This is a genomic window from Flavobacterium adhaerens (assembly GCF_040045115.1).
Taxonomy (GTDB): domain Bacteria; phylum Bacteroidota; class Bacteroidia; order Flavobacteriales; family Flavobacteriaceae; genus Flavobacterium; species Flavobacterium adhaerens.
Genome location: NZ_JBDLZX010000006.1, coordinates 138,095 through 162,326, shown reverse-complemented (window position 1 = coordinate 162,326; position 24,232 = coordinate 138,095). Strand labels below are relative to the sequence as shown.

At 33.6% G+C, this 24,232-nt stretch carries 21 protein-coding genes; 13 read left to right on the top strand and 8 right to left on the bottom strand.

Features of this window, described 5'->3' with window-relative positions:
* The first annotated feature begins 27 nt into the window (after window positions 1-27).
* From ABEB18_RS10195 to ABEB18_RS10165, 7 genes are all read left to right on the top strand, one after another.
* The gene (locus ABEB18_RS10195) at window positions 28-693 is read left to right on the top strand and encodes a succinate dehydrogenase cytochrome b subunit (RefSeq protein WP_348799200.1); all 666 of its coding nucleotides are present in this window, start codon (window positions 28-30) and stop codon (window positions 691-693) included.
* A gap of 95 nt (window positions 694-788) precedes the next feature.
* Entirely contained in the window at window positions 789-2,798 is a 2,010-nt protein-coding gene (locus ABEB18_RS10190; RefSeq protein ID WP_348799199.1) for a fumarate reductase/succinate dehydrogenase flavoprotein subunit, read from the top strand.
* Between the two features lie 7 nt (window positions 2,799-2,805).
* Complete coding sequence (locus ABEB18_RS10185; RefSeq protein ID WP_348799198.1) at window positions 2,806-3,567, top strand: succinate dehydrogenase/fumarate reductase iron-sulfur subunit; 762 nt, start codon at window positions 2,806-2,808, stop codon at window positions 3,565-3,567.
* A 157-nt stretch (window positions 3,568-3,724) separates the two neighbouring features.
* A complete protein-coding gene (locus ABEB18_RS10180; protein ID WP_348799197.1) occupies window positions 3,725-5,377 on the top strand; it encodes a sensor histidine kinase in 1,653 nt (550 codons plus the stop codon).
* Entirely contained in the window at window positions 5,374-6,006 is a 633-nt protein-coding gene (locus ABEB18_RS10175; protein ID WP_348799196.1) for a response regulator, read from the top strand. The genes ABEB18_RS10180 and ABEB18_RS10175 overlap by 4 nt, the downstream gene beginning before the upstream one ends.
* A gap of 115 nt (window positions 6,007-6,121) precedes the next feature.
* Window positions 6,122-6,445, top strand: a complete 324-nt coding sequence (locus tag ABEB18_RS10170; protein ID WP_348799195.1) for a hypothetical protein — start codon at window positions 6,122-6,124, stop codon at window positions 6,443-6,445.
* A gap of 192 nt (window positions 6,446-6,637) precedes the next feature.
* The gene (locus ABEB18_RS10165; RefSeq protein WP_348799194.1) at window positions 6,638-7,402 is read left to right on the top strand and encodes an amidohydrolase; all 765 of its coding nucleotides are present in this window, start codon (window positions 6,638-6,640) and stop codon (window positions 7,400-7,402) included.
* On the opposite strand, the gene ABEB18_RS10160 is transcribed toward ABEB18_RS10165, so the two are convergent.
* The 3 genes from ABEB18_RS10160 to ABEB18_RS10150 all read right to left on the bottom strand — a co-directional run bounded on the left by ABEB18_RS10160 (window position 7,394) and on the right by ABEB18_RS10150 (window position 10,836).
* Window positions 7,394-9,076, bottom strand: coding sequence for an Ig-like domain-containing domain (locus tag ABEB18_RS10160; protein WP_348799193.1), 1,683 nt, complete (start codon window positions 9,074-9,076; stop codon window positions 7,394-7,396). The two genes, ABEB18_RS10165 and ABEB18_RS10160, sit on opposite strands and share 9 nt — an antisense overlap.
* Before the next feature lie 322 nt (window positions 9,077-9,398).
* Window positions 9,399-9,998 carry an REP-associated tyrosine transposase gene (locus ABEB18_RS10155; RefSeq protein WP_348799192.1) on the bottom strand — a complete coding sequence of 200 codons (600 nt, stop codon included), beginning with the start codon at window positions 9,996-9,998 and terminating at the stop codon, window positions 9,399-9,401.
* Between the two features lie 178 nt (window positions 9,999-10,176).
* A complete protein-coding gene (locus ABEB18_RS10150) occupies window positions 10,177-10,836 on the bottom strand; it encodes a hypothetical protein (protein WP_348799191.1) in 660 nt (219 codons plus the stop codon).
* A gap of 772 nt (window positions 10,837-11,608) precedes the next feature.
* Between ABEB18_RS10150 and ABEB18_RS10145 the strand changes: the two genes are divergently transcribed.
* Window positions 11,609-12,061, top strand: coding sequence for a 6-pyruvoyl trahydropterin synthase family protein (locus tag ABEB18_RS10145; RefSeq protein WP_348799190.1), 453 nt, complete (start codon window positions 11,609-11,611; stop codon window positions 12,059-12,061).
* A gap of 160 nt (window positions 12,062-12,221) precedes the next feature.
* Complete coding sequence (locus ABEB18_RS10140; protein WP_348799189.1) at window positions 12,222-12,974, top strand: UDP-2,3-diacylglucosamine diphosphatase; 753 nt, start codon at window positions 12,222-12,224, stop codon at window positions 12,972-12,974.
* 46 nt (window positions 12,975-13,020) lie between these two features.
* On the opposite strand, the gene ABEB18_RS10135 is transcribed toward ABEB18_RS10140, so the two are convergent.
* Window positions 13,021-14,292: an MFS transporter gene (locus tag ABEB18_RS10135; protein WP_348799188.1), complete on the bottom strand. Its 1,272-nt coding sequence runs from the start codon at window positions 14,290-14,292 to the stop codon at window positions 13,021-13,023.
* A 195-nt stretch (window positions 14,293-14,487) separates the two neighbouring features.
* Window positions 14,488-16,176 carry a single-stranded-DNA-specific exonuclease RecJ gene (gene recJ, locus ABEB18_RS10130; RefSeq protein ID WP_348799321.1) on the bottom strand — a complete coding sequence of 563 codons (1,689 nt, stop codon included), beginning with the start codon at window positions 16,174-16,176 and terminating at the stop codon, window positions 14,488-14,490.
* 275 nt (window positions 16,177-16,451) lie between these two features.
* Between recJ and ade the strand changes: the two genes are divergently transcribed.
* On the top strand, window positions 16,452-18,077 hold the full coding sequence (ade, locus tag ABEB18_RS10125) for an adenine deaminase (RefSeq protein ID WP_348799187.1): 1,626 nt from the start codon (window positions 16,452-16,454) through the stop codon (window positions 18,075-18,077).
* A 111-nt stretch (window positions 18,078-18,188) separates the two neighbouring features.
* Here the strand turns inward: ade and ABEB18_RS10120 are convergent, their stop codons facing one another.
* The 3 genes from ABEB18_RS10120 to ABEB18_RS10110 all read right to left on the bottom strand — a co-directional run bounded on the left by ABEB18_RS10120 (window position 18,189) and on the right by ABEB18_RS10110 (window position 20,336).
* Entirely contained in the window at window positions 18,189-18,533 is a 345-nt protein-coding gene (locus ABEB18_RS10120; RefSeq protein ID WP_348799186.1) for a HopJ type III effector protein, read from the bottom strand.
* A 114-nt stretch (window positions 18,534-18,647) separates the two neighbouring features.
* Window positions 18,648-19,370 (bottom strand): 16S rRNA (cytidine(1402)-2'-O)-methyltransferase, encoded by a 723-nt coding sequence (gene rsmI / locus ABEB18_RS10115; RefSeq protein WP_348799185.1) that lies wholly within the window; start codon window positions 19,368-19,370, stop codon window positions 18,648-18,650.
* Between the two features lie 39 nt (window positions 19,371-19,409).
* Window positions 19,410-20,336 carry a DUF8457 domain-containing protein gene (locus ABEB18_RS10110; RefSeq protein ID WP_348799184.1) on the bottom strand — a complete coding sequence of 309 codons (927 nt, stop codon included), beginning with the start codon at window positions 20,334-20,336 and terminating at the stop codon, window positions 19,410-19,412.
* Between the two features lie 237 nt (window positions 20,337-20,573).
* On the opposite strand from ABEB18_RS10110, the gene ABEB18_RS10105 reads away from it, so the two are divergent.
* The 3 genes from ABEB18_RS10105 to mscL all read left to right on the top strand — a co-directional run bounded on the left by ABEB18_RS10105 (window position 20,574) and on the right by mscL (window position 24,149).
* Window positions 20,574-21,194: a thymidine kinase gene (locus ABEB18_RS10105; RefSeq protein ID WP_348799320.1), complete on the top strand. Its 621-nt coding sequence runs from the start codon at window positions 20,574-20,576 to the stop codon at window positions 21,192-21,194.
* 2 nt (window positions 21,195-21,196) lie between these two features.
* On the top strand, window positions 21,197-23,644 hold the full coding sequence (locus ABEB18_RS10100) for a bifunctional UDP-N-acetylmuramoyl-tripeptide:D-alanyl-D-alanine ligase/alanine racemase (RefSeq protein WP_348799183.1): 2,448 nt from the start codon (window positions 21,197-21,199) through the stop codon (window positions 23,642-23,644).
* Window positions 23,645-23,720: 76 nt separating this feature from the next.
* The gene (gene mscL / locus ABEB18_RS10095) at window positions 23,721-24,149 is read left to right on the top strand and encodes a large-conductance mechanosensitive channel protein MscL (protein ID WP_348799182.1); all 429 of its coding nucleotides are present in this window, start codon (window positions 23,721-23,723) and stop codon (window positions 24,147-24,149) included.
* Window positions 24,150-24,232 lie beyond the last annotated feature (83 nt).

Genomic DNA, 24,232 nt, shown 5'->3' with positions numbered 1-24,232 from the left:
TTAAAAAAATAAAATTTTTATATTATTATGGCAAAATCTTCAATGTTGAAGTCGTCTATCGCTAAAAAAGTGGCAATGGCGCTTTCAGGACTTTTTTTGATCATGTTTCTATCGTTACACTTCTTTATTAACTTCGTTTCGGTTTTTAGTGAAGAATCTTTCAACACGATGTCACATTTTATGGGTTATAATCCTTTAATCCAATATGTAATGCAACCAATTTTGATTGCTGGAGTTGTTTTTCATTTTGTAATGGGATTTGTTTTAGAATTAAAAAACAAAAAAGCCAGACCTGTTGCCTATGTAAAATATGACGGTGCTGCAAATTCTTCTTGGGCTTCTAGAAATATGATTATTTCGGGTTTAGTTATTTTGGCTTTCTTAGGATTACACATGTATGATTTTTGGCTTCATGAAATAGTTTACAAATATGTAGATGTAAATGCAATTAATGAAACTAGATATTATGAAGAATTGGTAGCTAAATTTGAAAGTCCAGTTCGTACAGGGTTATATTGTATTGCTTTCTTATTGTTAGCTTTACACCTTTGGCATGGTTTCACATCTTCGTTACAGTCTGTAGGTTTTGACAATAAAATTGGAAAGTCTTTGCATAAAATTTGTTATGCATTTGCAATCATAGTTCCTTTTGGATTCATTTTTATTGCACTTTTTCATCATTTTAATAATTAATATCAATCTAAAATATGAAACGAGCATAACGGTATTGGGATAATTCAATAATATTATGCGAATTCATATGAACGATAAAAAAATACGTATCAACAATGAAACTAGATTCTAAAATACCAGAAGGTCATATTTCAAAAAAATGGACTGATTATAAAGATCACTTGAAGTTAGTTGCTCCAAACAACAGACCAAAAATAGATATCATCGTAGTAGGAACAGGATTAGCAGGTGCTTCGGCAGCAGCATCTTTTGCCGAAATGGGTTATAATGTAAAAGCATTTTGTTACCAAGATTCGCCACGTCGTGCACACTCTATTGCTGCACAAGGAGGGATCAATGCGGCAAAAAATTATCAAAATGACGGAGATAGTACTTTCCGTTTGTTCTATGATACCATCAAAGGAGGAGATTACAGAGCTCGTGAAGCAAACGTTCACCGTTTGGCAGAAGTTTCTGGAAACATCATCGATCAATGTGTGGCTCAAGGTGTTCCTTTTGCTCGTGACTATGGTGGGTTGTTAGACAACCGTTCTTTTGGGGGAACTCAAGTACAGCGTACATTTTATGCTGCTGGGCAAACAGGACAACAATTATTATTAGGAGCTTATTCTGCTTTATCAAGACAAATCGGTTTGGGACGTATCGATATGTACAACCGTCACGAAATGTTAGAATTGGTTAAAGTTGACGGAAAAGCTCGTGGAATCATTGCTCGTAATTTGATCACTGGTGAAATTGAAAGACATTCTGCTCACGCGGTAATCATTGCCTCAGGAGGTTACGGAAATGTGTATTTCCTTTCTACCAACGCAATGGGATCGAACGTGACTGCTGGTTGGAAAATACACAAACAAGGAGCTTTATTCGCAAATCCTTGTTATGTACAAATTCACCCAACTTGTATTCCTGTTCACGGAACGAACCAATCAAAATTAACCTTGATGTCTGAGTCGTTAAGAAATTCAGGACGTATTTGGGTTCCAAAGAAAAAAGAAGATTCAGAAGCTATTCGTGCTGGTAAATTGAAACCGACACAAATTGCCGAAGAAGATAGAGATTATTACTTAGAAAGAAAATATCCTGCCTTTGGTAACTTAGTACCTCGTGACGTTGCATCAAGAGCTGGAAAAGAAGTTTGTGACGAAGGGCGCGGAATTGAAGCCAACGATACCAACGAAGGAGTATATTTGGATTTCTCTTCAGAAATTATATCAAAAGGAAAACAAACAGCTTACGCCAAAGGAAACCACAATCCTACTGCAGAAGAAATAGATACATTAGGTAAAAAATGGTTAGAGGAAAAATATGGTAACTTGTTTACTATGTACCAAAAAATCACGGATGAAAATCCTTATGAAACACCAATGAAAATTTACCCAGCCGTTCACTATACCATGGGTGGAGTTTGGGTTGATTATAACTTACAATCTACAATACCAGGGTGTTTCGTAGCTGGTGAGGCAAACTTCTCTGATCACGGAGCTAACCGTTTGGGGGCCTCTGCTTTGATGCAAGGTTTGGCTGATGGTTATTTTGTGTTGCCTTATACGGTTTCTAATTATTTAGCGGATGATATTCGTACTGGAAAAATTTCAACAGATTTGCCAGAATTCGTAGAAGCAGAAAAAAATGTAAAAGATACAATCAATAAATTTTTAGCTAATAAAGGAACTAAATCTGTAGATCATTTCCACAAGCGTTTAGGACACATTATGTGGAATAAAGTAGGAATGGGACGTAACGAAAAAGGTTTAACAGAAGCTATTGAAGAAATTGCAGCTTTAAAAGAAGAATTCTTCAAAGATGTATATGTTCCTGGAAGCTCAGATGAATTAAATCCTGAATTAGAGAAAGCACTTCGTGTGGCAGATTTTATAGAATTAGGACAATTAATGGCTATGGATGCTTTACAACGTAAAGAATCTTGTGGAGGTCACTTCCGTGAAGAGTATCAAGATGCTGAGGGTGAAACCTTGCGTGATGACGAAAACTTCAAATTTGTTGGTGCTTGGGAATACAAAGGATACAACATTAAAGATGAAGTACTTCACAAAGAAGAATTGAATTACGAGTTTATTAAAATAGCCGCAAGAAATTACAAATAGAAAAGAGATGAGCGCAGCAAAAAATATAAATATTAGTCTTCAAATTTGGCGTCAAAAAAACTCCAAAGAAAAAGGGAAAATGGAAACATACAAACTAAATGATGTTTCTACAGCAAGTTCGTTTTTGGAAATGTTAGACCAATTAAACGAACAATTAATAAACGAAAAGAAAGAACCCGTTGCTTTTGACCACGATTGTCGTGAAGGAATTTGCGGAATGTGTTCTTTATACATCAACGGGCGTGCACACGGACCAGATACAGGAATCACTACTTGTCAATTGCACATGAGAATGTTCAACGATGGTGATACTATTGTTATCGAGCCTTGGCGTTCTGCAGCATTCCCAGTAATTAAAGATTTGATTGTTGATAGAACATCTTTCGACAGAATCCAACAAGCAGGTGGATTCGTTTCTGTAAATACTTCTGGAAATACAATTGATGCTAATGCAACTCCAGTTCCTAAAGTTGATGCAGATAAAGCTTTTGAAGCAGCTGCATGTATTGGTTGTGGTGCTTGTGTGGCTACTTGTAAAAACGGTTCGGCTATGTTATTCGTTGGTGCCAAAGTTTCTCAATATGCATTATTACCACAAGGTAGAGTAGAAGCAACTCAACGTGTATTGAATATGGTTCGCCAAATGGATGAAGAAGGTTTTGGTAACTGTACCAACACCGGAGCTTGTGAGGTTGAATGTCCTAAAGGAATTTCACTTGAAAATATTGCTCGTATGAACAGAGAATTCTTATCAGCAAGTTTGAAATAATTATACCGCTTGTTATTTTTGACAATTGAAAAATCTAAAACGTCCCGAGAAATTGGGACGTTTTTTTTAGTTATTTTTGTTGTAAGTAATGTTTCATGATTAGGAAATGAATAAGAGTAGATCTCTTTAGATTTATTTAAATTTTAAAATAGATTTAATGAACATCAAAACATTAATACTAATTATAATTAATAGTTTAATTGCACTTGTAATTGCTTTACTGTCTTTTTCTTCATATAAGCAATTTTCAAACGTTTTGAACGATCGTATTTTATTGCAATTAAACTCTATCAAAACACTCAAACAAAACCAAATTGAACATTTATTAAAGTCGGAATGGGAACGATTTGAGGCTTCCGAATTATATAGTCAAAATATTGATACTACTCTATTAAAGCTTCCGGACAGTATAAAAAAAAATAACGGAATTTATGATTTGACAGTTTATCATATTGATAAAAAGACAACAATAGGTTTTATCTTAAATTCTCAAAGAGGTAGAAAGATTAAAATTTTAGATTATAATAAAATAAAAAACATACTCCTTGAACGTACAGGAATGGGAGATAGTGGCGAATCTTATCTTGTGGGAGAAGATTTTAGAATGCGTTCTCAATCTCGTTTTTATCCCAATAAAACCCCATATACTTTATTTGTTAAAACAAAAGGTGTAACCAATGCTTTTAAAGGAATAAATGGTAGAGGAGTTTTTGAAGATTATAGGAATGTTGATGTTTATAGCGTGTATAGCCTTATAATGGTTGGAAAATTTAAAATGGTTATTCTGTCTGAAATAGATGTTGATGAGGTGACTATCCCCTTAAAAGAACTAAAAGAAAGACTGGTAGGTTTAACTCTTGCTATTTTTTTATTGGCAGTTATGCTTTCTCTTTTTCTGACAAGATTTATTACCAACCCAATCAAGAATATGCAAAAAAGTCTCCGAATTATGGCTCAAGGAGATTATAATCAATCTAATGAATTTGTAAAAAATTCTAAAGAAATAAAGGAAATGTTTGATGCACTGGCAAATTTGAAAGATTCTTTGCAAGGCGCAGTAAAATTTTCTGACGACATTGGTAAAATGAATTTGCATACTGATTTTAAACCTAAAAGTTCTAATGATTTGTTAGGAAAAAGTCTTTTAACAATGAGAGATAAACTTATAGAGTTTAGAAATAACGAAGAGAACTCTAGATTGCAATCCAAAAGGATGTTGGTAAATGGTATGGAAAATGAAAGACGACGATTGTCACGAGAACTCCATGATGGCGTAGGTCCTTATTTAACATCATTAAAACATTATATAGAAAATAGAGTTCAAAATGAATTGAAAAAGGCAGAAATGAAAAAAATAGTGGATGATACCATTGCTGAAATCAGATTGATGTCGAATGATTTAATGCCTGCATCGATTGATGATTTTGGCATAGGAGTTACGTTAACAAATTTTATTGAAAACCTAAAAAAATCTACAACTATAACTATTGAATATGAAGATTTAACCCAAGAAAATACGAATATTACAAATCAGCAAGCTATTAATCTTTTTAGGATAAGTCAGGAACTGATTAATAACGCATTAAAACACTCTAAAGCTCAAAATATCCGAATTACACTTTCAGAATTCGATGAATTTATTTCTCTTTTTTATTTTGATGATGGAATTGGGTTTGATATAAATACTGTTAAATTAGGTTTAGGAATTATAAATATCAAAGAGCGTGTAGAAATTTGCAATGGGATCATTACAATCAATGCAGTTCCTGGAAACACCACCTTTGAAATTGAATTACCCATAGAGTTATGAACGAAATCAAATTAATAATAGCGGATGATCATGAGCTTTTTCGGAATGGACTTGCTGAGTTGTTAAGAAAACATGATGACATAAAAATTGTTAAAACCGTTGCTGATGGTCTTGAATTTATGGAGCTTATCAATAGCCAGTTTGAGGCTGATATTGTATTGCTTGACATTACCATGCCCAATATGGACGGTTTTCAGGTTTTAAAAGAATTAAAAAACCTATCTTCTAATGTAAAACCTATTATTATTTCGATGCATAATGATGGTAATTACATTGCGAAATGTGCTAAAATGGGAGCTTACGGATACTTATTAAAAAACACAGATGAATCTGAATTAATTCATGCTATAAGGAGTGTTTATAATGGGAAAAAATATTTTAGTGCTGAAATTTCTGAAAAAATGATAAACTTTATGTCTGAGCAAAGCATCAGTGAAGATGTTTTATCAAATAAAGAAACCGAAGTTTTAGGATTAATTGCTAAAGGATTAACCACTAAAGAAATTGCGGCAAAACTATTTGTGAGTTCGCGTACTATAGAAACCCATCGAGCTAATATTTTAAAAAAGTTAGAAGTAAAAAATACCGCTGAACTCATTAAAAAAGCAGCAAAAATGAATTTAGTATAACGAAATGATATTGTTAATATCCGTATAAATACGGATGCAAATAGGGTAGATTCCTATAATCCTAAAAGCCTGTTATTGATTGTAACTTTGAAAAAACAATAAAAAAGTAATAGTCATGAAAAAAATAACATTATTTTTAGGAGTTTTATTAGTATCGATTAGTGCATTTGCACAAGAGAAAAGTAATGTAAAACAGAGTGATTTGAAAGGTCCAGATTTTAAAAATTATAAAGTTTGGATGCATACAATTGAGCCAGTAAAAGTATATTCAGAAAATAATAAAACTGTAGTTCAAGGGCCAGCGTATAAAAATGCTCAACTAGCTGTAAACACTACAGAAAAGGAACTTGTTGAAGTAAAAATAGGTAACCCAGAAAGATTAAAGCTAACTGGACCTGCTTACAAAAATCATGGTCCGTGGAGCAAAACAACAAAATAGATGTTTTAGCACATTTTTTGGATTATATCGAATAAAAATCTCGCAATTAGCGAGATTTTTTGTTTTACTATTTTGAGTGCAATTTTTTCAATAAAATATATCTAAAAAAACGGGATGATTTAAAGAATAAAAAATTATAACAATCTTTTTTATTGCAGTAATCTGTCAGTCATTTTTTTTTAATTTTATGAAATGAAAATCGCACTTATCCAATCTTCTTTAACTTGGGAAAATCCAACAATAAACCGAAAGCATTTCGAAGAAAAAATTAATGGTATTACTGAAAAAGTAGATTTAATCGTACTACCCGAAATGTTTACTACTGGTTTTACAATGAATGCTTCAATGGTTTTTGAGACCCTGCAAGGTGAAACCGTTTCGTGGCTGCAATCTTTAGCCCTAAGTAGAAATATAGCCATAACAGGAAGTTTGGTTATCAAAGAAAATGATAATTTCTACAATCGATTGGTATTTGTTTTTCCTTCTGGTGAAATTCAATTCTATGACAAGCGTCATACCTTTACATTGGCAGGTGAAAATAAAGTTTATACTTCTGGTAAAGAAAAATTAATTATAGAATATTTGGGCTGGAAAATTTGTCCTTTGATTTGTTATGATTTACGTTTTCCTGTTTTTGCTCGAAATGTCGAAGAATATGATGTTTTGATTTATGTAGCCAATTGGCCAAAATCGAGGATATTGGCTTGGGATACTTTGCTAAAAGCTCGCGCTATAGAAAATATGAGCTACACTATCGGGCTTAATAGAGTAGGATTAGATGAAAACCAATTGGAATACAACGGCCATTCTCAAGTAATTGATTTTTTAGGAAACTATACACTAGAACCAGTAGAGAATGAATGTGTTTTTATAATTCAATTGAATAAAGAAGAATTACTTGCTGCCAGAAAAAAATTTAATTTCTTGAACGATCAAGATTCATTTGTGCTAAAATGATGCCTTTTTCTTCTTAGGATCTTCTTTAGGTTTCTTCTTTTTAGCTACCGATGGATCATACGGAATGCTCAAATCAAAAGTTTCTTGCCAATCAAAATTAGCATGCAAATTGATTTCTTCTGAAAAATAAACAACTTCTTCGGCCTGACGTTTTTCGAGGTAATTTCCAGTATCCCATTCTTTGTTTTTATTGTCATCATATATGGCGCGAACAGTATAAGTAGCTGGCTCAAGAAGGCTAAATGTGATTTCGGTTTTGTCTTCGGAGTATTCAGTTGCTTTTACAGTGGTTCCTTTCTCATCTGTCAATTCGATTATGACAGGAAAACGATTAACGTTTTTTAACGAAAGAATCAAATTTCCATAATCCGAAAAATTTCGGGTCGAAGTTTTAAAGGATAAAGTGTCACTGGTTTTCTCAAAAAAATCGGTTACAGCACCAGGAAGCATTTTAAAATCATATTTTTGAGCTTCTTCAATTTTAAAATCAACATACATACGCTGCGTAAACTCATCGTATTGAGTTGTAAAAGGAACAGTAACAGAGTCTTTGTCTATTAGGATCATTTTGGTTTTGTCAAAATTTACCAGTGGAGTACTGGATTCTAATGCGAATCGATCTCTAAAATTTAAGCCTCCACCTTGTACTGCTTTAAGACTCAAGGTGTCATTTTTTTGTTTTTTGATTTTAAAGTTAAAATCTTTTACATATTTCCCTTTTGTGATATTTAGCGAAAGCGAATCTACTTTCATTGGTTTATACCATACCTGAAGAGAGTCTTTTTGGCTAAATTTTGTCACGATACTTGGTATAATTTCCCCATTGTTTTTCAAAGTAAGTTGTGTTGTTTCGCCATTACTTTTTGGGCTTCCTTCATAACCTACAATAAATCTGTTTCCAGAGGCCTGACTTGGTTTGTTGGCTTTAAAAGGCAAAATCTCCTTAAATAATTCTAGCTCAAAAATAGTGTCATTGGGTATGGTTACAATTTGTTTATTAAATCCAATTTTATCCGATTTAGGGTTGAATAAATTATTGTTATTATTGTCTTTCATAGCAACCAGATAGTATTTTCCCGCTTTTAAATTTTCTAAGCGAAATGTTTTTAAACTATCCAAAGTGTTGGTTATATACCTAGGGCTTTTTTTATAAACTGTAGAATCGGTAAATGTAGAATCTGCCTCATATAACATAATCGATACAAATGACGCTACTTCTTTTTCATAAGCATCTTTCACTCTCCCGCCCAGAGCCAACGAATCGACATAATCACCCGTCGAGAAAACATATTTAAACTGATTGTACGGATTTCCTTCGTTATTATCAGCAACACTCTGACCAAAATTAAAACTATAAGTAGTATTAGGAGCCAAGGTGTCATTTATAGTAATGTTCAAAATTTTGGAGGCAGTTGTCGGAAAAATCAAGGGTTCATTTTTCATCGGTGGCGAAATGATCAATTGCTTATTTAGATTTTTCAGTTTGATATTTTCGTCAAAAACTAGTTTGATTTTGTTGCCCTTAAATTGAGTCGAATAATTTTCAGGATAACTTGCCTTCAAGGTTGGAGCTATAGTATCTTTCAAACCACCAGTAATAGAACCTCTTTTGGCACAACTCACAAGTACAATCAAAACCAAAAAAGGGATATATCTAAAATATTTTTGGAACATAATAAACTAAAATTTGAAGCTACAAAATAACAATTATATTTACTGTAATCGAAACTATTTTACAAATTATTAGGAGCTGTTTCCTGCTGTTCGCTATATCTGTGTTTCCAAACCCTGGGAACACAGGATGCCGCTGCCATCAGGGCTAGGGCTTTAGATGACCGAAACCCACTTTTTTGTAACTATTTCTCATGTTAATTTCCCCGCTCTCCGCTCTCCGAAGTGTTCCTTTCCCGTGCTGCGCAAATGTCTGCGACTTTGCGCCATTTTAAAATTTCATAAGAACCCAATACCTGTAAAAGTCTCTGACTTTAAACCAAAATTAGTACAAATTGTATTTTGTAAATGACTTAGGGTTTAAAACATCCACCACTGGATTATCTGCTTTTTCTATACTAAGTAATCCCGAATTATTTACATAATTACTGGCACTGGAATAAATATAATGTGATGCTTTCTCTACAATTCCTGCACGAACAGGATTTAAATGAATATAATCCAATTTTGACCACATAAATTTGTTACTATAAATTTCTTCTGGATGATTGCCATACTGCCAAAACTGATAATTTTTGTTTCTGGAATGACTTTCGGTTGCCAATTTAAAACGCTCCAACATCCATTCTCTCCGACTCTCTGGATCTGATTTAATTTTTTCTATAATTTTTGAAGCTGTATATTTTTTAAAATCCCGTAACAAATTCGATAACTCTCCATCGCCAGATTGGACCACCATGTGGATGTGATTGCTCATAATCACATACCCATACAAAACCATAGATTTGTTTGTGATGCAATACTCCAAGCATTCCACCACTATGTCTCTATAATTTTTTCTTGTAAAAACATCAACCCAATCAACAACAGTTGCTGTTACAAAATGTGGTAAAGTCTGGTCTCGTATTTTATATCCCTCCGACATGTTTTTTTGTCTAAATATAGAGTTTTTTTACTACAAATAGTATTTGATTTCTGTTGGTTAACTATTGGAATGGGTACGAAGTCGGGAGACTTCGCACAACAATCCATACTTTGAAAAAATTATCTTTTAAGAACACTTCGAAGAGCGGGGGAGCCATCAGGTATCTTGCTTTAAAAAACTACTCCAAATTTAATATCTTAATTATGTTCTCATCAAATGGCTTCTTTGAAACAACCATAGTGTTAATCATAATTATATAAAAGCCTTGATGTCCTTTGTAAAATAAAAATATTGCTGGAGTCGCTCCTTCAGTATATTTTGAAAGTATTTGATGTTCTCCTTTTTTATCGCTAAAAGACATTTGATTAATAGAGCCATAAAACCCCTTATAATTAGCTCCCCTAAAGGTTCTTTCTATTTTTGAATATTCATCTAAGTTTACATTGATAGCATAATTAAAAACAAAACCATAGTTAATATTAAATTCCAAGTCGCTACCCTTATTTAATATTTCTCCTGACTCAAACTTCACATCTCCAAGATCAACATTTTGATTAATGGTTGATTTTTCCAATTCAGCATTACCCATGTCTTTAAACTCCCATACAATTATATTGTAATTATCTTTATAATCAAAATTATTATAAACATCCCGTTCTTTTACATAACTATAACAGAAATTAGGATTAATATCTTTTTTAGCCGAATCTTTAAAAATCCACATATATTGCTTATAAGCTTGAAAATCGGAAGAATGGCTGTACCTTATAATGCCGTAAAAAAAGTATGATAAATAGCTAATTCCTATTGCGACTATACCTGCTATTATTATTTTCAAAGTTTTATTCATATCAAAATTCAGTAAAAAAAGGAATTGCTTGTGGTGTCATTGGGAAAGCATACCATGCTTTTGACAAAGATTGACCAATATTATTTGTTATACGATTCATATGGTTTCTAAATTCTTGCGGACTAAAATAGAAAGTTGTTCCTATTGAAGAACTCCTACCTGTCGGAATTGATAAATCAAGTGTATATACATTATTATGAGTGATTCCAAAAGAAATAAAATTATTTCCATATGAGTATGAGCCATCTACACCTAATGAATAGTTTCCTAATATTGTTTTAAAATTTGTACTTTCTAGTTTTCTAGTTCGAAAATCATAAACTGACTCAGAATAACCACTTCCTTCTCGAAATGTCTGTGTAGAATATCCCTGTACTGCAAAAGCAGGAGCAGTATAACGTAAAAAAAGGGAATAATATTAAAATGAGTAATTTTTTTTTCATAGCAAAGCATAGGTTTTTATAATTGAAGGAATTAATATTTAGGACTTATATGTTTTTTTTAAATAATTTGATAAAGAGTATTTAAGGTATTTGAAAAGTTAAACTGATATTATTTTAATTTATAAGATATGGAATATATTAACTATTGTTAGTAAGAACAAGGATTAATAATTTTGGTATATAAAATCTTAAATTTATGAATATACAATACCCACTTTTAGTGATTTTTCAATTTTGAATAGTTGTGTAATAATTCCTTAAAAAATGCTTACCTCAAAGTTAGATTCATTAAATTTGTCCCCAAAAAAACAACTTCGATGAGCAATATTAGAATTACCAAACAGTTTAATTTTGAAACTGGTCACGCATTATATGGTTATGATGGGAAATGCAAAAATGTGCATGGTCATAGTTACAAATTATCTGTTACCGTAATCGGGAAACCAATCACCGATCGTTCGAATGTAAAATTTGGTATGGTCATTGATTTCTCAGACTTAAAAAAAATTGTTAAAGAAGAAATTGTAGATCAATTCGATCATGCTACCGTTTTCAACGAAACAACTCCCCACATCGAATTGGCAAACGAGCTAAAAGAAAGAGGTCATCACGTAATTTTAGTAAATTATCAGCCAACAAGCGAAAACATGGTGATCGATTTTGCTCAACGAATCATCAATAGATTACCAAAAAATATACAACTTTTTTCTTTGAAATTGCAAGAAACAGAATCCTCATTTGCCGAATGGTTTGCAAGCGATAATCTGTAATTAAGTTTGAACACGAATTACACAAATTTTCACAAATTAAATATTTATAATAGAACGATAACAAAGAAGGTCTTAATTTTAAATACTTGTGCAATTAAAAAAATAATTTTTCGTGTAAATTTGTGAAATCTGTGTTTTAAAAAATCATTGCTTTAGCTTTATGCAAATCTCTCCCAACAAAAAAATATACTTCGCTTCCGATCAGCATTTTGGAGCACCAACTCCAGAATTGAGTTTCCCTAGAGAACAAAAATTTGTAGCTTGGCTCGACGAAGTAAAAAAAGATGCCGAAGCTATTTTCCTGTTAGGTGATTTATTCGATTTTTGGTTCGAATATAAAACCGTTGTCCCAAAAGGTTTTGTCCGTGTTTTGGGGAAACTGGCTGAGATTCGTGACAGTGGAATTCCAATTTATTTCTTCGTAGGGAATCACGATTTATGGATGAATGATTATTTCGAAAAAGAACTGAACATTCCTGTATTTCACGATAATCAAGAATACACTTTTAATGGGAAAACTTTCCTTATCGGTCATGGTGACGGCAAAGGTCCTGGAGACAAAGGCTATAAACGAATGAAAAAAGTATTCACAAACCCATTTTCAAAATGGTTGTACCGTTGGTTACATCCAGATATTGGAATGAGACTAGCTCAGTATTTATCGGTAAAAAATAAATTGATTTCGGGTGATGAAGATGTGAAATTCCTTGGCGATGATAATGAATGGTTGATTCTTTATTCGAAAAGAAAACTAGAAACCAAACATTACAATTATCTTGTTTTTGGGCATCGTCATTTACCTATGATCAAAACAGTTGGAGAAAATGCCCAGTATGTTAATCTAGGTGATTGGATTACCTATTTTACTTACGGTGTTTTTGATGGTGAAACTTTTGAAATCAAAAAGTTTTAAAAAAAAAACGTTCAAAATCTACCTTGTGTTTTGAACGTTTTTTTTATTACTTATGACTTTCGTGTTCCTCTAAATCTTTTTGCAAATCTAGTTTTCTAAAGCTAGGCAATTTGATTCCTGTAAAAATCACGACCAAAAGAGTCATACTTCCACCAAAAACCACGGCCCTAACAGGTCCCATTAATTTGGCTGTCAATCCACTTTCAAATGCGCCCAACTCGTTAGAGGATCCCACAAATATCGAATTCACTGCCGATACTCGACCTCGCATATGATCTGGCGTTTTAAGTTGTAAAATGGTTTGACGAATCACAACCGAAATTCCATCGGTTACACCACTCATAAACAAAGCAAAAACAGATAGCCAAAACCAAGGCGAAAGACCAAATACAATAATACAAACCCCAAATCCGAAAATAGCGGCTAATAACTTGATTCCAGCGTTTCTATAAAACGGGATATGAGCCGAAACAAACATCGTTAATAAAGCTCCAACTGCAGGGGCTGCACGTAAAATTCCGAAACCTTCTGGCCCTACTTTTAAAATGTCTTGAGCAAAAATCGGTAATAAGGCAACCGCTCCACCAAAAAGAACTGCTACCATATCCAGTGTCAAAGCTCCTAAAATAGATTTATTAGTAAATACGAATTTCACACCTTCTTTTAAACTATCGAGTACCGGTTCTCCAATTTTTGGATTTAAAATGGGTTTCGATTCAATTTGAGTTAAGGCTAGTAAGGCAAAAATAGAGCAGGCAAAAATAGAACACATCGACCAGTGTACACCAATCCAATTGATTGAAAATCCCGCTACTGCTGGCCCAATAACCGATCCAATTTGCCAAACCGAACTGCTCCATGTTGCCGCATTTGGATATACTTTTTTAGGAACAATTAAAGCCAAAAGTGAAAATATTGTTGGCCCAAGAAAAGAACGAACCAACCCTCCTAAGAAAACTAAAAAATAAATAGAATATAAAATGGTATTGGTATTCCAACCGCTAACAATTTTTGGCCAAGTCAATAAAAATAATCCAAAACTAATTACCGAAAAGCCTAAAATACATTTTAAGAGCATTCCTTTCTTTTCGTTTTGATCGACAATGTGGCCAGCAAATAACGCCATTCCTACGGCTGGAATCACTTCCATTAATCCAATTATTCCCAGAGAAAGAGCACTCTTGGTCAAACTATAAACTTCCCATTCGATTATAATAAATTGCATGGACCAGGCAAAAACCATTGCAAAACGCAACAATAAAAACAAATTAAATTCTTTATAACGCAAGGCTGCGTACGGATCTTTTACTTTACTCATCTTCTCTTATTTAACCCGTTGGGTGTAATTATTAAAAACGTCAGTTCGAGTGTTTTTTGTTCAGTAAAACGGAACAAAAAATGTATCGAGAACCGTTTTTAATGAAATTTTTCTTGTTCTCGATACGATTTTCTTTCGAAAATCACTCGAACTGACGAAAAATTATCATCAAAAACTAATTACACTAACGAGTTCTTATTTAATATCTTTCAATCGCAATTGAATAGAAGTTTTACCGTTCCATTCGTTTTCATCTATACAATACACCGCTTCAAACGGATTGTTATTTGTTGTTAAATCTATTTTAGCTCCCAATCCAAAACCAATTGCAGCCATTCCTTCCGAATTATTTTGACGGACAAAAAGTTTCAAGTGCTCTTCGTTAGAGCCTAATTTTTGTGCATATCCAGTATCCTTGATATCTTTAGTTAAAAAAACAGGTGTCATGTTTTGGGGGCCAAAGGGCTCAAATTGTTTTAAAATCCGAATTAGCTTTGGAGTAATATCGGTTAAATTAATTTCGGCATCAACCGAAATTTCTGGGACTAGCATATCGGGATGAATGGTTTCTTGCACCACTTTTTCAAAAGCATTTTTAAACGCTATATAATTTTCTTCCTTCAAGGTCATTCCAGCAGCATACATGTGTCCACCAAATTGTTCCAAATGTTCCGAACAAGCGTCGAGCGCATTATACACATCAAATCCTTTGACAGAGCGTGCTGAAGCCGCATATTTATCGCCACTTTTTGTAAAAACCAAAGTGGGCCTGTAATAGGTTTCTGTTAATCTTGATGCTACAATTCCTATGACACCTTTGTGCCAATCTTCTTGAAAAACAACAGTGGTAAATTTTTGTTCTTCTTGATTTTTTGTGATTTGTTCAAGTGCTTCTTTTGTGATTTGTTTGTCCAGATCTTTTCGATCCGAATTGTATTGCTCAATATCAGCTGCAAATTGTTGCGCTTGTTCCAGATTAAATTCGGATAACAATTCAACCGCATGATTTCCGTGTTTGATGCGTCCTGCAGCATTAATTCTGGGGGCTATGATAAAAACAACATCGGTAATGTCGAGTGTTTTCTTTTTTATTTGTTGTACCAAAGCTTTTATTCCAGGTCTGGGATCGGCATTTATAACCTGCAATCCAAAATAGGCCAAAACTCTATTTTCACCTGTTATCGGAACAATATCGGCAGCAATAGCAGTTGCGACCAAATCCAAGTAAGAAACAACATCTTCAATAGTTTGATTTCGATTTTGCCCCAAGGCTTGAATCAATTTAAAACCCACACCACAGCCACACAATTCGTCATAAGGATAGGTACAATCATCTCTTTTTGGATCGAGAACAGCAACGGCATCTGGCAGAAATTCTCCTGGTCGGTGGTGATCACAAATAATGAAATCGATGTCTCTCTCTTTTGCGTAAGCGACATGATCGATCGATTTTATCCCACAATCCAACGCAATAATTAGCGAAAAACCATTGTCATCGGCAAAGTCAATTCCTTTGAATGATACGCCATAACCTTCATCATAACGATCTGGAATATAAGTTGCAACGTTGGGATAATAACTTTTGAGATAAGAAGAAACCAGAGAAACAGCTGTCGTTCCATCGACATCATAATCGCCAAAAACGAGGATGTTTTCGTTGTTTTTTATGGCAAGTTCTATTCGTTTTACAGCCTTATCCATATCTTTCATCAAATACGGATCGTGCAAATCTTCTAAAGTTGGACGGAAAAATTGTCGGGCTTGTTCAAAAGTTTCAATACCACGTTGTACGAGTAACTTTGCTATAAATTCTTCAACATTCAAAGCTTCTTTCAACTCTTTTACTTTTTCTTCAGAAGGCTCTGATTTTAGGGTCCAGCGCATAGTTAATGACGAATTGAGATTTACGAATGTTGATTTTGTGTGATATGACAAATTTAGTTTAAAATACTGAAAAGTCATTTTTAAATTAAAACAATCAAGGCATGCTTTTTTTAAAAATCTGCCGGATCTGCTAAATCAGTGTGAAAAATAGGCACGCAGATTTAGCAGATTCTAAAAAGTAAATCAAAAATAGATTTTCATATTAAACAATATCTATTCTAAAAGACACTATGAATTTTGCTACTTTTGAATAGTCATTTTTAAATCAAATCAAAATGCAAATTCAAGGACAAATTGTTGATATTCAAAATCGTCGTATTTATGCTGGTGAAATCATTATCGAAAACGGAAAAATTATTTCGATAATCGAGAAAGACCACAAGGTTAAACAACATATTTTGCCGGGATTCATTGATGCTCACATCCATATCGAAAGTTCGATGCTCGTACCTTCAGAATTTGCAAAACTTGCGGTGCTTCACGGAACTGTTGCGACGATTTCGGATCCACATGAAATTGCAAATGTTCTAGGTTCGGCTGGGGTTTATTATATGATTGAGAATAGTAAAAAAGTACCGTTGAAATTTCATTTTGGGGCACCATCTTGTGTGCCAGCTACTGGTTTTGAAACAGCAGGAGCTGTGATTGATTCGGAAGAAATAGCAACATTATTGGCTTCTCCAGATATTCATTATCTGGCCGAAATGATGAATTATCCCGGAGTTTTGTTTGATGACGAGGAAGTGTTGAAAAAGATTGAATGGGCTAAACATTTCGACAAACCAGTTGATGGACATGCGCCAGGTTTAAGAGGAGAACAAGCCAAAAAATACATTTCGGCTGGAATCTCTACCGATCACGAATGTTTTACTTTTGAAGAAGCGCAGGAAAAATTAGCACTCGGAATGAAAGTGATTATTCGCGAAGGTAGTGCGGCTAAAAACTTCGAAGCCTTAATTGATTTACTCCCGGAAAATTATGAAAATATGATGTTTTGTTCCGATGACAAACATCCCGATGATTTGATCGTAGGTCATATCAATACGCTTTGTGCTCGTGCTGTTACCAAAGGAATTGATGTTTTTAAAATCCTGCAAGCGGCTTGTGTAAATCCAATACATCATTATAAAATGAATGTTGGTTTGCTGCAAGAAAATGATGCTGCCGATTTTATAGTTGTAGAAGATTTAATCGATTTTAAAGTATTACAGACGTACATCAATGGTCAATTGGTAGCCGAAAAAGGAAAATCTTTTGTGCCTCACACTCCTTTTGAAACACCTAATAATTTTAATATCAGTTCTAAAAAAGTAAAAGATTTTAGTCTTTCAGGAGATGGTTCTAAAATTAGAGTTATCGAGGCATTAGAAGGTCAACTGATTACAAATGAAATTCATCATAAATCAAAAATCGTTGATGGCAAACTTATTTCAGACACGACAAATGATATTCTAAAAATGGCGGTTGTGAATCGTTATGAAAACACAACTCCTGCCGTTGCTTTCATCAAAAATTTCGGGTTAAAGAAAGGTGCAATTGCCAGTTCTGTGGCTCATGATTGTCACAATATTGTGGTTGTTGGAACTTCGGATGAGGAAATCTGCAATGCAGTGAATCTGATTATTGAAAACAAAGGAGGGGTATGCGCAGTTAATGGTTCCGAAAGTAAAATATTGCCTTTGCCCGTTGCTGGAATTATGAGCGACAAAAATGGTTGGGAAACTGGTAAGTTATATCAAGAAATTGATGCGATGGCTAAGGAGTTGGGAAGCCAATTAAAAGCGCCTTTTATGACGCTTTCCTTTATGGCTTTATTGGTAATTCCAGATTTAAAATTATCCGACAAAGGATTGTTTAGCGGAAAAAGTTTTTCGTTTGTTGAATTAGAAGTGAAAAATTAACCGCAAAGACGCTGAGGCGGAAAGATTTTATTGTCTTTTTTTAATTTTATTCGACACAGATTTTACAAAAGGAATCTGTGAAAATTTGTGCAATCTGTGTCTAAAAAAAAATTATTTCAACTTCAAAGCTTCTCCATCAAATTGAATCCCATCCCAACCTAAGTTGATGAAATTTCTAATATTTTGGTGGTTGTTTCCTTCTGGATCGCCCAAAACTTCTTCAAAATAAAAAGCGCCAAAACAAGCTAAAGTTTCTTCCTTATTTAAATTTTGCAGTTTGGCAAAAGCAAATAATTTGCAAGAACCTGAGTTTTGCCCTGCTTCGTTATGTTGGGTTCCGTTGGTGAAAGCGGTTGGGGTAAAATCGTAATTCTCTTCAATTACGGCAATAGTTTCTGGAAATGCAATTTGTGTTGGGTTTTGTTTTAGTTTGTCTAAAAATGCTTGAATGCTCATGATTATTATTTAATTTTTTAATGTCTTATTTAGTTTGTCAGTTCGAGCGCAGTCGAGAACCAATTCCGGCATCTCGACTGCGCTCGATGTGACAACATTAGGTGAAATTCGTGTTTATTCTTCTTCTTTATCTTTTGAAAATTTATTTTTCTTGGCTTCTTTTACTGTCGTTTTCCCAGCTACTGTAACAACAATTTCGCCACGAGGAGCATTTTTTTCAAAATGAGCTAAAACTTCTTTTGCCGTTCCGCGTACATTTTCTTCGTGTAGTTTGGATAATTCTCTGGAAACACAAATTTGTCGGTCTTCGCCAAAATAAGTAACAAATTCAGACAAAGTTTTAACCAGTTTATGTGGCGAAACATACAAAATCATCGTACGAGTTTCTTCGGCAAGCTCTAAGTAGCGTGTTTGTCTTCCTTTTTTTTCAGGCAAAAAACCTTCAAAAACAAATTTGTCGTTTGGTAAACCGCTATTTACAAGAGCTGGTACAAAAGCAGTTGCTCCAGGCAGGCATTCTACGGCAATTCCGTTTTCGATACAAGCTCGGGTCAATAAAAATCCCGGATCCGAAATAGCTGGTGTTCCTGCATCCGAGATTAATGCAATAGTTTCTCCAGCTTTTAATCGCGCAATTAAACTTTCGGTTGTTTTGTGTTCGTTGTGCATATGATGGCTGTACATATGTGTGCCAATCTCAAAATGCTTCAACAATTTTCCGCTGGTGCGAGTATCTTCGGCCAAAATCAAATCGACTTCTTTTAGAACTCGAATGGCTCTAAAAGTCATATCTTCGAGATTCCCAATTGGAGTTGGAACAATGTAAAGTTTTGACATTTTTATGCTTTATGAAAGATTTTGTAATGAAAGGTTAATTTAAAAAGCTAGGAATTTTTTCTCAATGATTTCCATAAAACGGTGTTCGTAATCTTCTTTTCCTTCCCAATTATTGTAGTCAGGCTTTACCATTTGATCGATAAATGCTTTGGTTTCTGGATAATTATCAAAAGTGATAAGTTGGCTTACTACACGGTTGTAATCTTCGTTGCTTCCGCCAAATAAATGTTTTACAAATGCAATTCGGTCATTTAAACCAATAGCTATTTCTTTGGCCAATTTATCATTTAGCGTTATGGTTTTAGACTCTTCTTTTGCAAATGCAGTAGTTGGTGATACTGTAGTGTTTTCTTTTTGGATTTCAAAAGAAGGAATTGGTGTTACGCTCTCGGATTCCAGTTTTTTGTCTGACGGACTCACTTTAACAAATTGAGGATCGGTGTATTTGCCACCTAGTAAATCATCAAAAGAGATTTGTACTGCCTCTTTCTTTTTTTGGAATTCAGGTTCTGCTGATACAGTTTCAATTGCTTCTACAATAGGTTCGAATGCTATTTTCTCAGAAATAATTGCCGATTCTTCATTGGTAATTGGTGTTGTTTCGGAAACCACATCTGGCTCTTCAACAACTTCTGTATTTTCAGAAGTGATTAGGGGTTGTGAAATTTCTTCAATTACAGGAGTTTCATTGGCTATTATTTCGGTAACAATAGGTGTTTCTTCTGTTATAGTTTCAATAGCTGTAACTAAAGGGATTTCAAAAAAAGCATCTATTTTTTCAATAACTTCAGTTTGACCAATAGTTGGTTTTGCTTCTTCAAAATGTTCTTCAACAAATCGTAAAACAGCTAATTTTTCATATAATTTTTGGGTTTCCAAATAAAGTTGATTGATATCTGATTTATTTTTTAGTTGTAAAATTCTATGAGCAATGCTGATTAAATCGGCTTCCAATTTTTTTTTCATAATTTTTGAAATTATAATGAATATAGCTTTGTGTAATATATAGTTTTTAGTTTGTAATAAAGATGGAATAGGTTATGCTTTTGGCATTTTTATTTATCGAAATATAACTTCTCGAATTTCTGAATTGATAAAAAATAGCTACTTTTGAAACAAGGTAAAAAAGCTATTTACCCAATCGATTTATTACAATTACAAAGTAATAAAAACTATTCATCTTTTAAGGTAGAAAAATACAAAATGTTTCTCGAAAACACAGTAAATCATAAAGAACAATTTGGGTGGATTGAAGTTATTTGCGGTTCCATGTTTTCAGGAAAAACCGAAGAACTCATTCGACGACTAAAACGAGCTCAATTTGCCAAACAAAGAGTAGAGATTTTTAAACCTGCAATTGATACTCGTTATCATGACGAAAAAGTGGTTTCGCATGATAGCAACGAAATTCGTTCGACTCCAGTTCCCGCTGCAGCAAACATTGCTATTTTGGCATTAGGCTGTGATGTGGTAGGAATTGATGAAGCTCAGTTTTTTGATGATGAAATTGTTACAGTTTGTAATGATTTGGCAAATCAAGGAATTCGTGTAATCGTGGCTGGTTTGGATATGGATTTTAAAGGGAATCCTTTTGGGCCAATGCCTGCACTTATGGCTACAGCCGAATATGTAACTAAAGTCCATGCAGTATGTACCCGAACTGGAAATCTGGCGCATTATAGTTTTCGTAAAAACAATAATGATAAACTTGTTATGCTTGGTGAAACCGAAGAGTACGAACCATTGAGTCGGGCAGCCTATTACCATGCTATGCGAAAAGAGGATCAAGACGAGGAGATTTCAAAAACTAACAACAAAGGATAAAGTTGAAATTAAACACCCAAAATATCGAAAGCATTCTGGATTCGAAATGGAGTGAGAATCCTCATGAGGAGGTTTTAGAAACCATTTCGATTGATAGTCGATCTTTACAAAACAACAGCAAAACGCTTTTTTTTGCTTTGGTTGGAGCTAATAATAATGCTCATAATTATATAAAGGATTTAATAGAAAATGGGGTTCGGAATTTTGTTGTCAATTATATTCCCGATGGTTTTCAAGACAAAGCTAATTTTTTGATTGTTCCCAATACTTTAGAAGCTTTGCAAAAGATAGCGGCCTATTATCGTAGTTTGTTTTCGTTTCCAATTATAGGTCTAACAGGTAGCAACGGGAAAACAACTGTAAAAGAATGGCTTAATTTTCTTTTGAGTCCAGATTATAATGTTATTCGAAGCCCCAAAAGTTATAATTCTCAGGTGGGTGTTCCGTTATCGGTTATGGCTATAAATGAGCAACATAATCTCGGGATTTTTGAAGCCGGAATTTCGACTATTTTTGAAATGGATAAGCTCGAAGAAATTATTAGACCAACCATTGGAGTTCTTACCAGTATAGGCTCTGCACATGATGAAGGTTTCGATAATTTAGAACGAAAAATTAAGGAAAAAATGCTCCTTTTTTATCGTTCCGAAGTAGTAATTTATAAAAAAAACAAAGCTGTAGAACAATTTATTCTTCCCGAAACGAAAGCTATTTCATGGTCATTTGAAGATATAACTGCTAGTGTTTTTGTTTCTAAAAAAGAAAGTACAAGCCATACTACAACTATCGAATACACCTATAATAGTGCGGTTTCGCTACTAACAATTCCTTTTGTAGACGATGCTTCGATAGAAAACGTGATTTCCTGTCTTTTGGTTTTATTGTATTTAGAATACGATTCCAAAACGATTCAGAACCGAATAGAATTGCTATATCCGATAGAAATGCGTTTGCAAGTCAAAAAAGGAATCAATAATTGTAGTTTGATAGATGATAGTTATAGTTCCGATTTTCAATCGTTGAAAATTGCTTTGGACTTTCTAGAAAATCAAAAACAACATCAGAAAAAAACAGTAATACTTTCGGATATTTTTCAAAGCGGATTGTCAAACAAAGAATTGTATTTTAAAGTTTCAGAATTAATTATTTCTAATAAAATCAATCGTTTTATAGGAATTGGCGAAACGATTGCAACTTTAGAGACAAAACTTCCCAATGCTCTTTTTTTCAAAAACACCAATGAATTTTTACAGCAATTGGAATTGTTAAATTTTGAAAATGAAACCATTCTAATCAAAGGAGCACGTTCATTTCAATTTGAAGATATAGTAGCTTCATTGGCCGAAAAAACACATGAAACGGTTTTAGAGGTTAATCTAAATGCGATCAGTCATAATTACAATTTTTTTAAATCGAAACTAAATGCTAATACCAAAATGATGGCCATGGTAAAAGCTTTTAGTTACGGAAGTGGAGGGTTTGAAGTTGCTAAATTATTAGAGCATCTTAAAGCTGATTATTTGGGTGTGGCTTTTGCCGATGAAGGAATTTCACTTAGGGCGGCGGGAATCAATTTGCCGATTATGGTTTTGAATCCCGAGAATACTAGTTTCTTGGCTATTATTCAGCATCAATTGGAACCCGAAATTTATAGTTTGAAAGGATTGAATGCCTTTTTGAAAATTGCCGAACAAAAAAGGCTAAGAGAATTTCCGATTCATATCAAATTAGATACAGGGATGCATCGATTGGGGTTTGAGGCAAATACAATAGAGGATTTGATAGCTACTCTGAAAGGGAATTCTACTGTGAAAGTAAAAAGTATTTTATCACATTTGGCCACAAGTGATGATTTGGAACAAAAAGATTTTGCCTTATATCAAATAGAGTTATTTGAAAAATTATCATCTAAACTAATATCCGAATTAAAAATAAATCCGATCCGCCATATTCTCAATACTTCCGGAATTAGTAATTATACTCAAGCGCAATATGATATGGTGCGTTTGGGAATTGGTCTTTATGGTGTCTCAAATGATCCCGAGGAACAAAAATATCTTGAAAATGTAACTACATTGAAATCGATTATTTCTCAAATCCGAGTTATTCAAAAAGAGGAGAGTGTAGGTTATGGTAGAAGATTCCGAGCTGAAAGAGAATCCAGAATTGCTACGATTCCTATTGGTTATGCCGACGGTATATCCAGACATTGGGGTAATGGTGTTGGGTATGTTAGCATCAAAAACAAAAAAGCGACTATATTAGGGAGTGTTTGTATGGATATGTTGATGGTAGATGTTACCGAAATAGATTGTCGTGAAGGTGATGCTGTTATCATCTTTGGCGAAAGCCCAACGGTAACTCATATGGCAGAGCAACTAAAAACTATTCCTTATGAAATTCTGACCAGTATTTCGCAACGTGTAAAACGTGTTTTTTATAGAGAATAAATGACACACAGTTTTCAAAAAAGAATTATATTCGTAATACGTTACTTTATTGATTAATTAAAAAAACCAATACATTATGGGATTTGTAAGCGATTTTAAAGCCTTTTTGATGAAAGGCGAAATAGTAAATTTGGCAACAGCCGTAATAGTTGGGGGAGCATTTGGAAAAATTGTTACCTCATTTACGAATGATATTTTAATGCCACCGATTGGGATTTTGTTAGGAAAAGTAGATTTTAGAAATCTAAAGTTAGTTCTTCAGGATGGTGTTCCAGCTGTTATGGAAAATGGGGTTGAAAAAACACCAGCAGTAGCAGAAGTAGCTTTGAATTATGGCTCTTTTATCCAGACTGTATTTGATTTTGTAATTATTGGTTTCTGTATTTTTGTAGTTCTAAAAGCTTACGAAAAAACGAAAAAGAAAGAAGCAGAAGTTCCAGCAGCTCCGGTAGGTCCTACTCAGGAAGAATTGCTTACAGAAATTAGAGATTTACTTAAAAAGTAGTCTTAATTATAAGTAGGATTTAGAAAATTAAAGAAAAGCATTCTTAAAATCTGAGTAACACATCATCTTAAAAAGATACCGCT

Bases quoted from the DNA above. Each gene is read 5' to 3' on its own strand.
- ABEB18_RS10195 (WP_348799200.1), top strand. From the start codon at position 28: ATGGCAAAATCTTCAATGTTGAAGTCGTCTATCGCTAAAAAAGTGGCA.
- ABEB18_RS10190 (WP_348799199.1), top strand. From the start codon at position 789: ATGAAACTAGATTCTAAAATACCAGAAGGTCATATTTCAAAAAAATGG.
- ABEB18_RS10185 (WP_348799198.1), top strand. From the start codon at position 2,806: ATGAGCGCAGCAAAAAATATAAATATTAGTCTTCAAATTTGGCGTCAA.
- ABEB18_RS10180 (WP_348799197.1), top strand. From the start codon at position 3,725: ATGAACATCAAAACATTAATACTAATTATAATTAATAGTTTAATTGCA.
- ABEB18_RS10175 (WP_348799196.1), top strand. From the start codon at position 5,374: ATGAACGAAATCAAATTAATAATAGCGGATGATCATGAGCTTTTTCGG.
- ABEB18_RS10170 (WP_348799195.1), top strand. From the start codon at position 6,122: ATGAAAAAAATAACATTATTTTTAGGAGTTTTATTAGTATCGATTAGT.
- ABEB18_RS10165 (WP_348799194.1), top strand. From the start codon at position 6,638: ATGAAAATCGCACTTATCCAATCTTCTTTAACTTGGGAAAATCCAACA.
- ABEB18_RS10160 (WP_348799193.1), bottom strand. From the start codon at position 9,076: ATGTTCCAAAAATATTTTAGATATATCCCTTTTTTGGTTTTGATTGTA.
- ABEB18_RS10155 (WP_348799192.1), bottom strand. From the start codon at position 9,998: ATGTCGGAGGGATATAAAATACGAGACCAGACTTTACCACATTTTGTA.
- ABEB18_RS10145 (WP_348799190.1), top strand. From the start codon at position 11,609: ATGAGCAATATTAGAATTACCAAACAGTTTAATTTTGAAACTGGTCAC.
- ABEB18_RS10140 (WP_348799189.1), top strand. From the start codon at position 12,222: ATGCAAATCTCTCCCAACAAAAAAATATACTTCGCTTCCGATCAGCAT.
- ABEB18_RS10135 (WP_348799188.1), bottom strand. From the start codon at position 14,292: ATGAGTAAAGTAAAAGATCCGTACGCAGCCTTGCGTTATAAAGAATTT.
- recJ (WP_348799321.1), bottom strand. From the start codon at position 16,176: ATGCGCTGGACCCTAAAATCAGAGCCTTCTGAAGAAAAAGTAAAAGAG.
- ade (WP_348799187.1), top strand. From the start codon at position 16,452: ATGCAAATTCAAGGACAAATTGTTGATATTCAAAATCGTCGTATTTAT.
- ABEB18_RS10120 (WP_348799186.1), bottom strand. From the start codon at position 18,533: ATGAGCATTCAAGCATTTTTAGACAAACTAAAACAAAACCCAACACAA.
- rsmI (WP_348799185.1), bottom strand. From the start codon at position 19,370: ATGTCAAAACTTTACATTGTTCCAACTCCAATTGGGAATCTCGAAGAT.
- ABEB18_RS10110 (WP_348799184.1), bottom strand. From the start codon at position 20,336: ATGAAAAAAAAATTGGAAGCCGATTTAATCAGCATTGCTCATAGAATT.
- ABEB18_RS10105 (WP_348799320.1), top strand. From the start codon at position 20,574: ATGTTTCTCGAAAACACAGTAAATCATAAAGAACAATTTGGGTGGATT.
- mscL (WP_348799182.1), top strand. From the start codon at position 23,721: ATGGGATTTGTAAGCGATTTTAAAGCCTTTTTGATGAAAGGCGAAATA.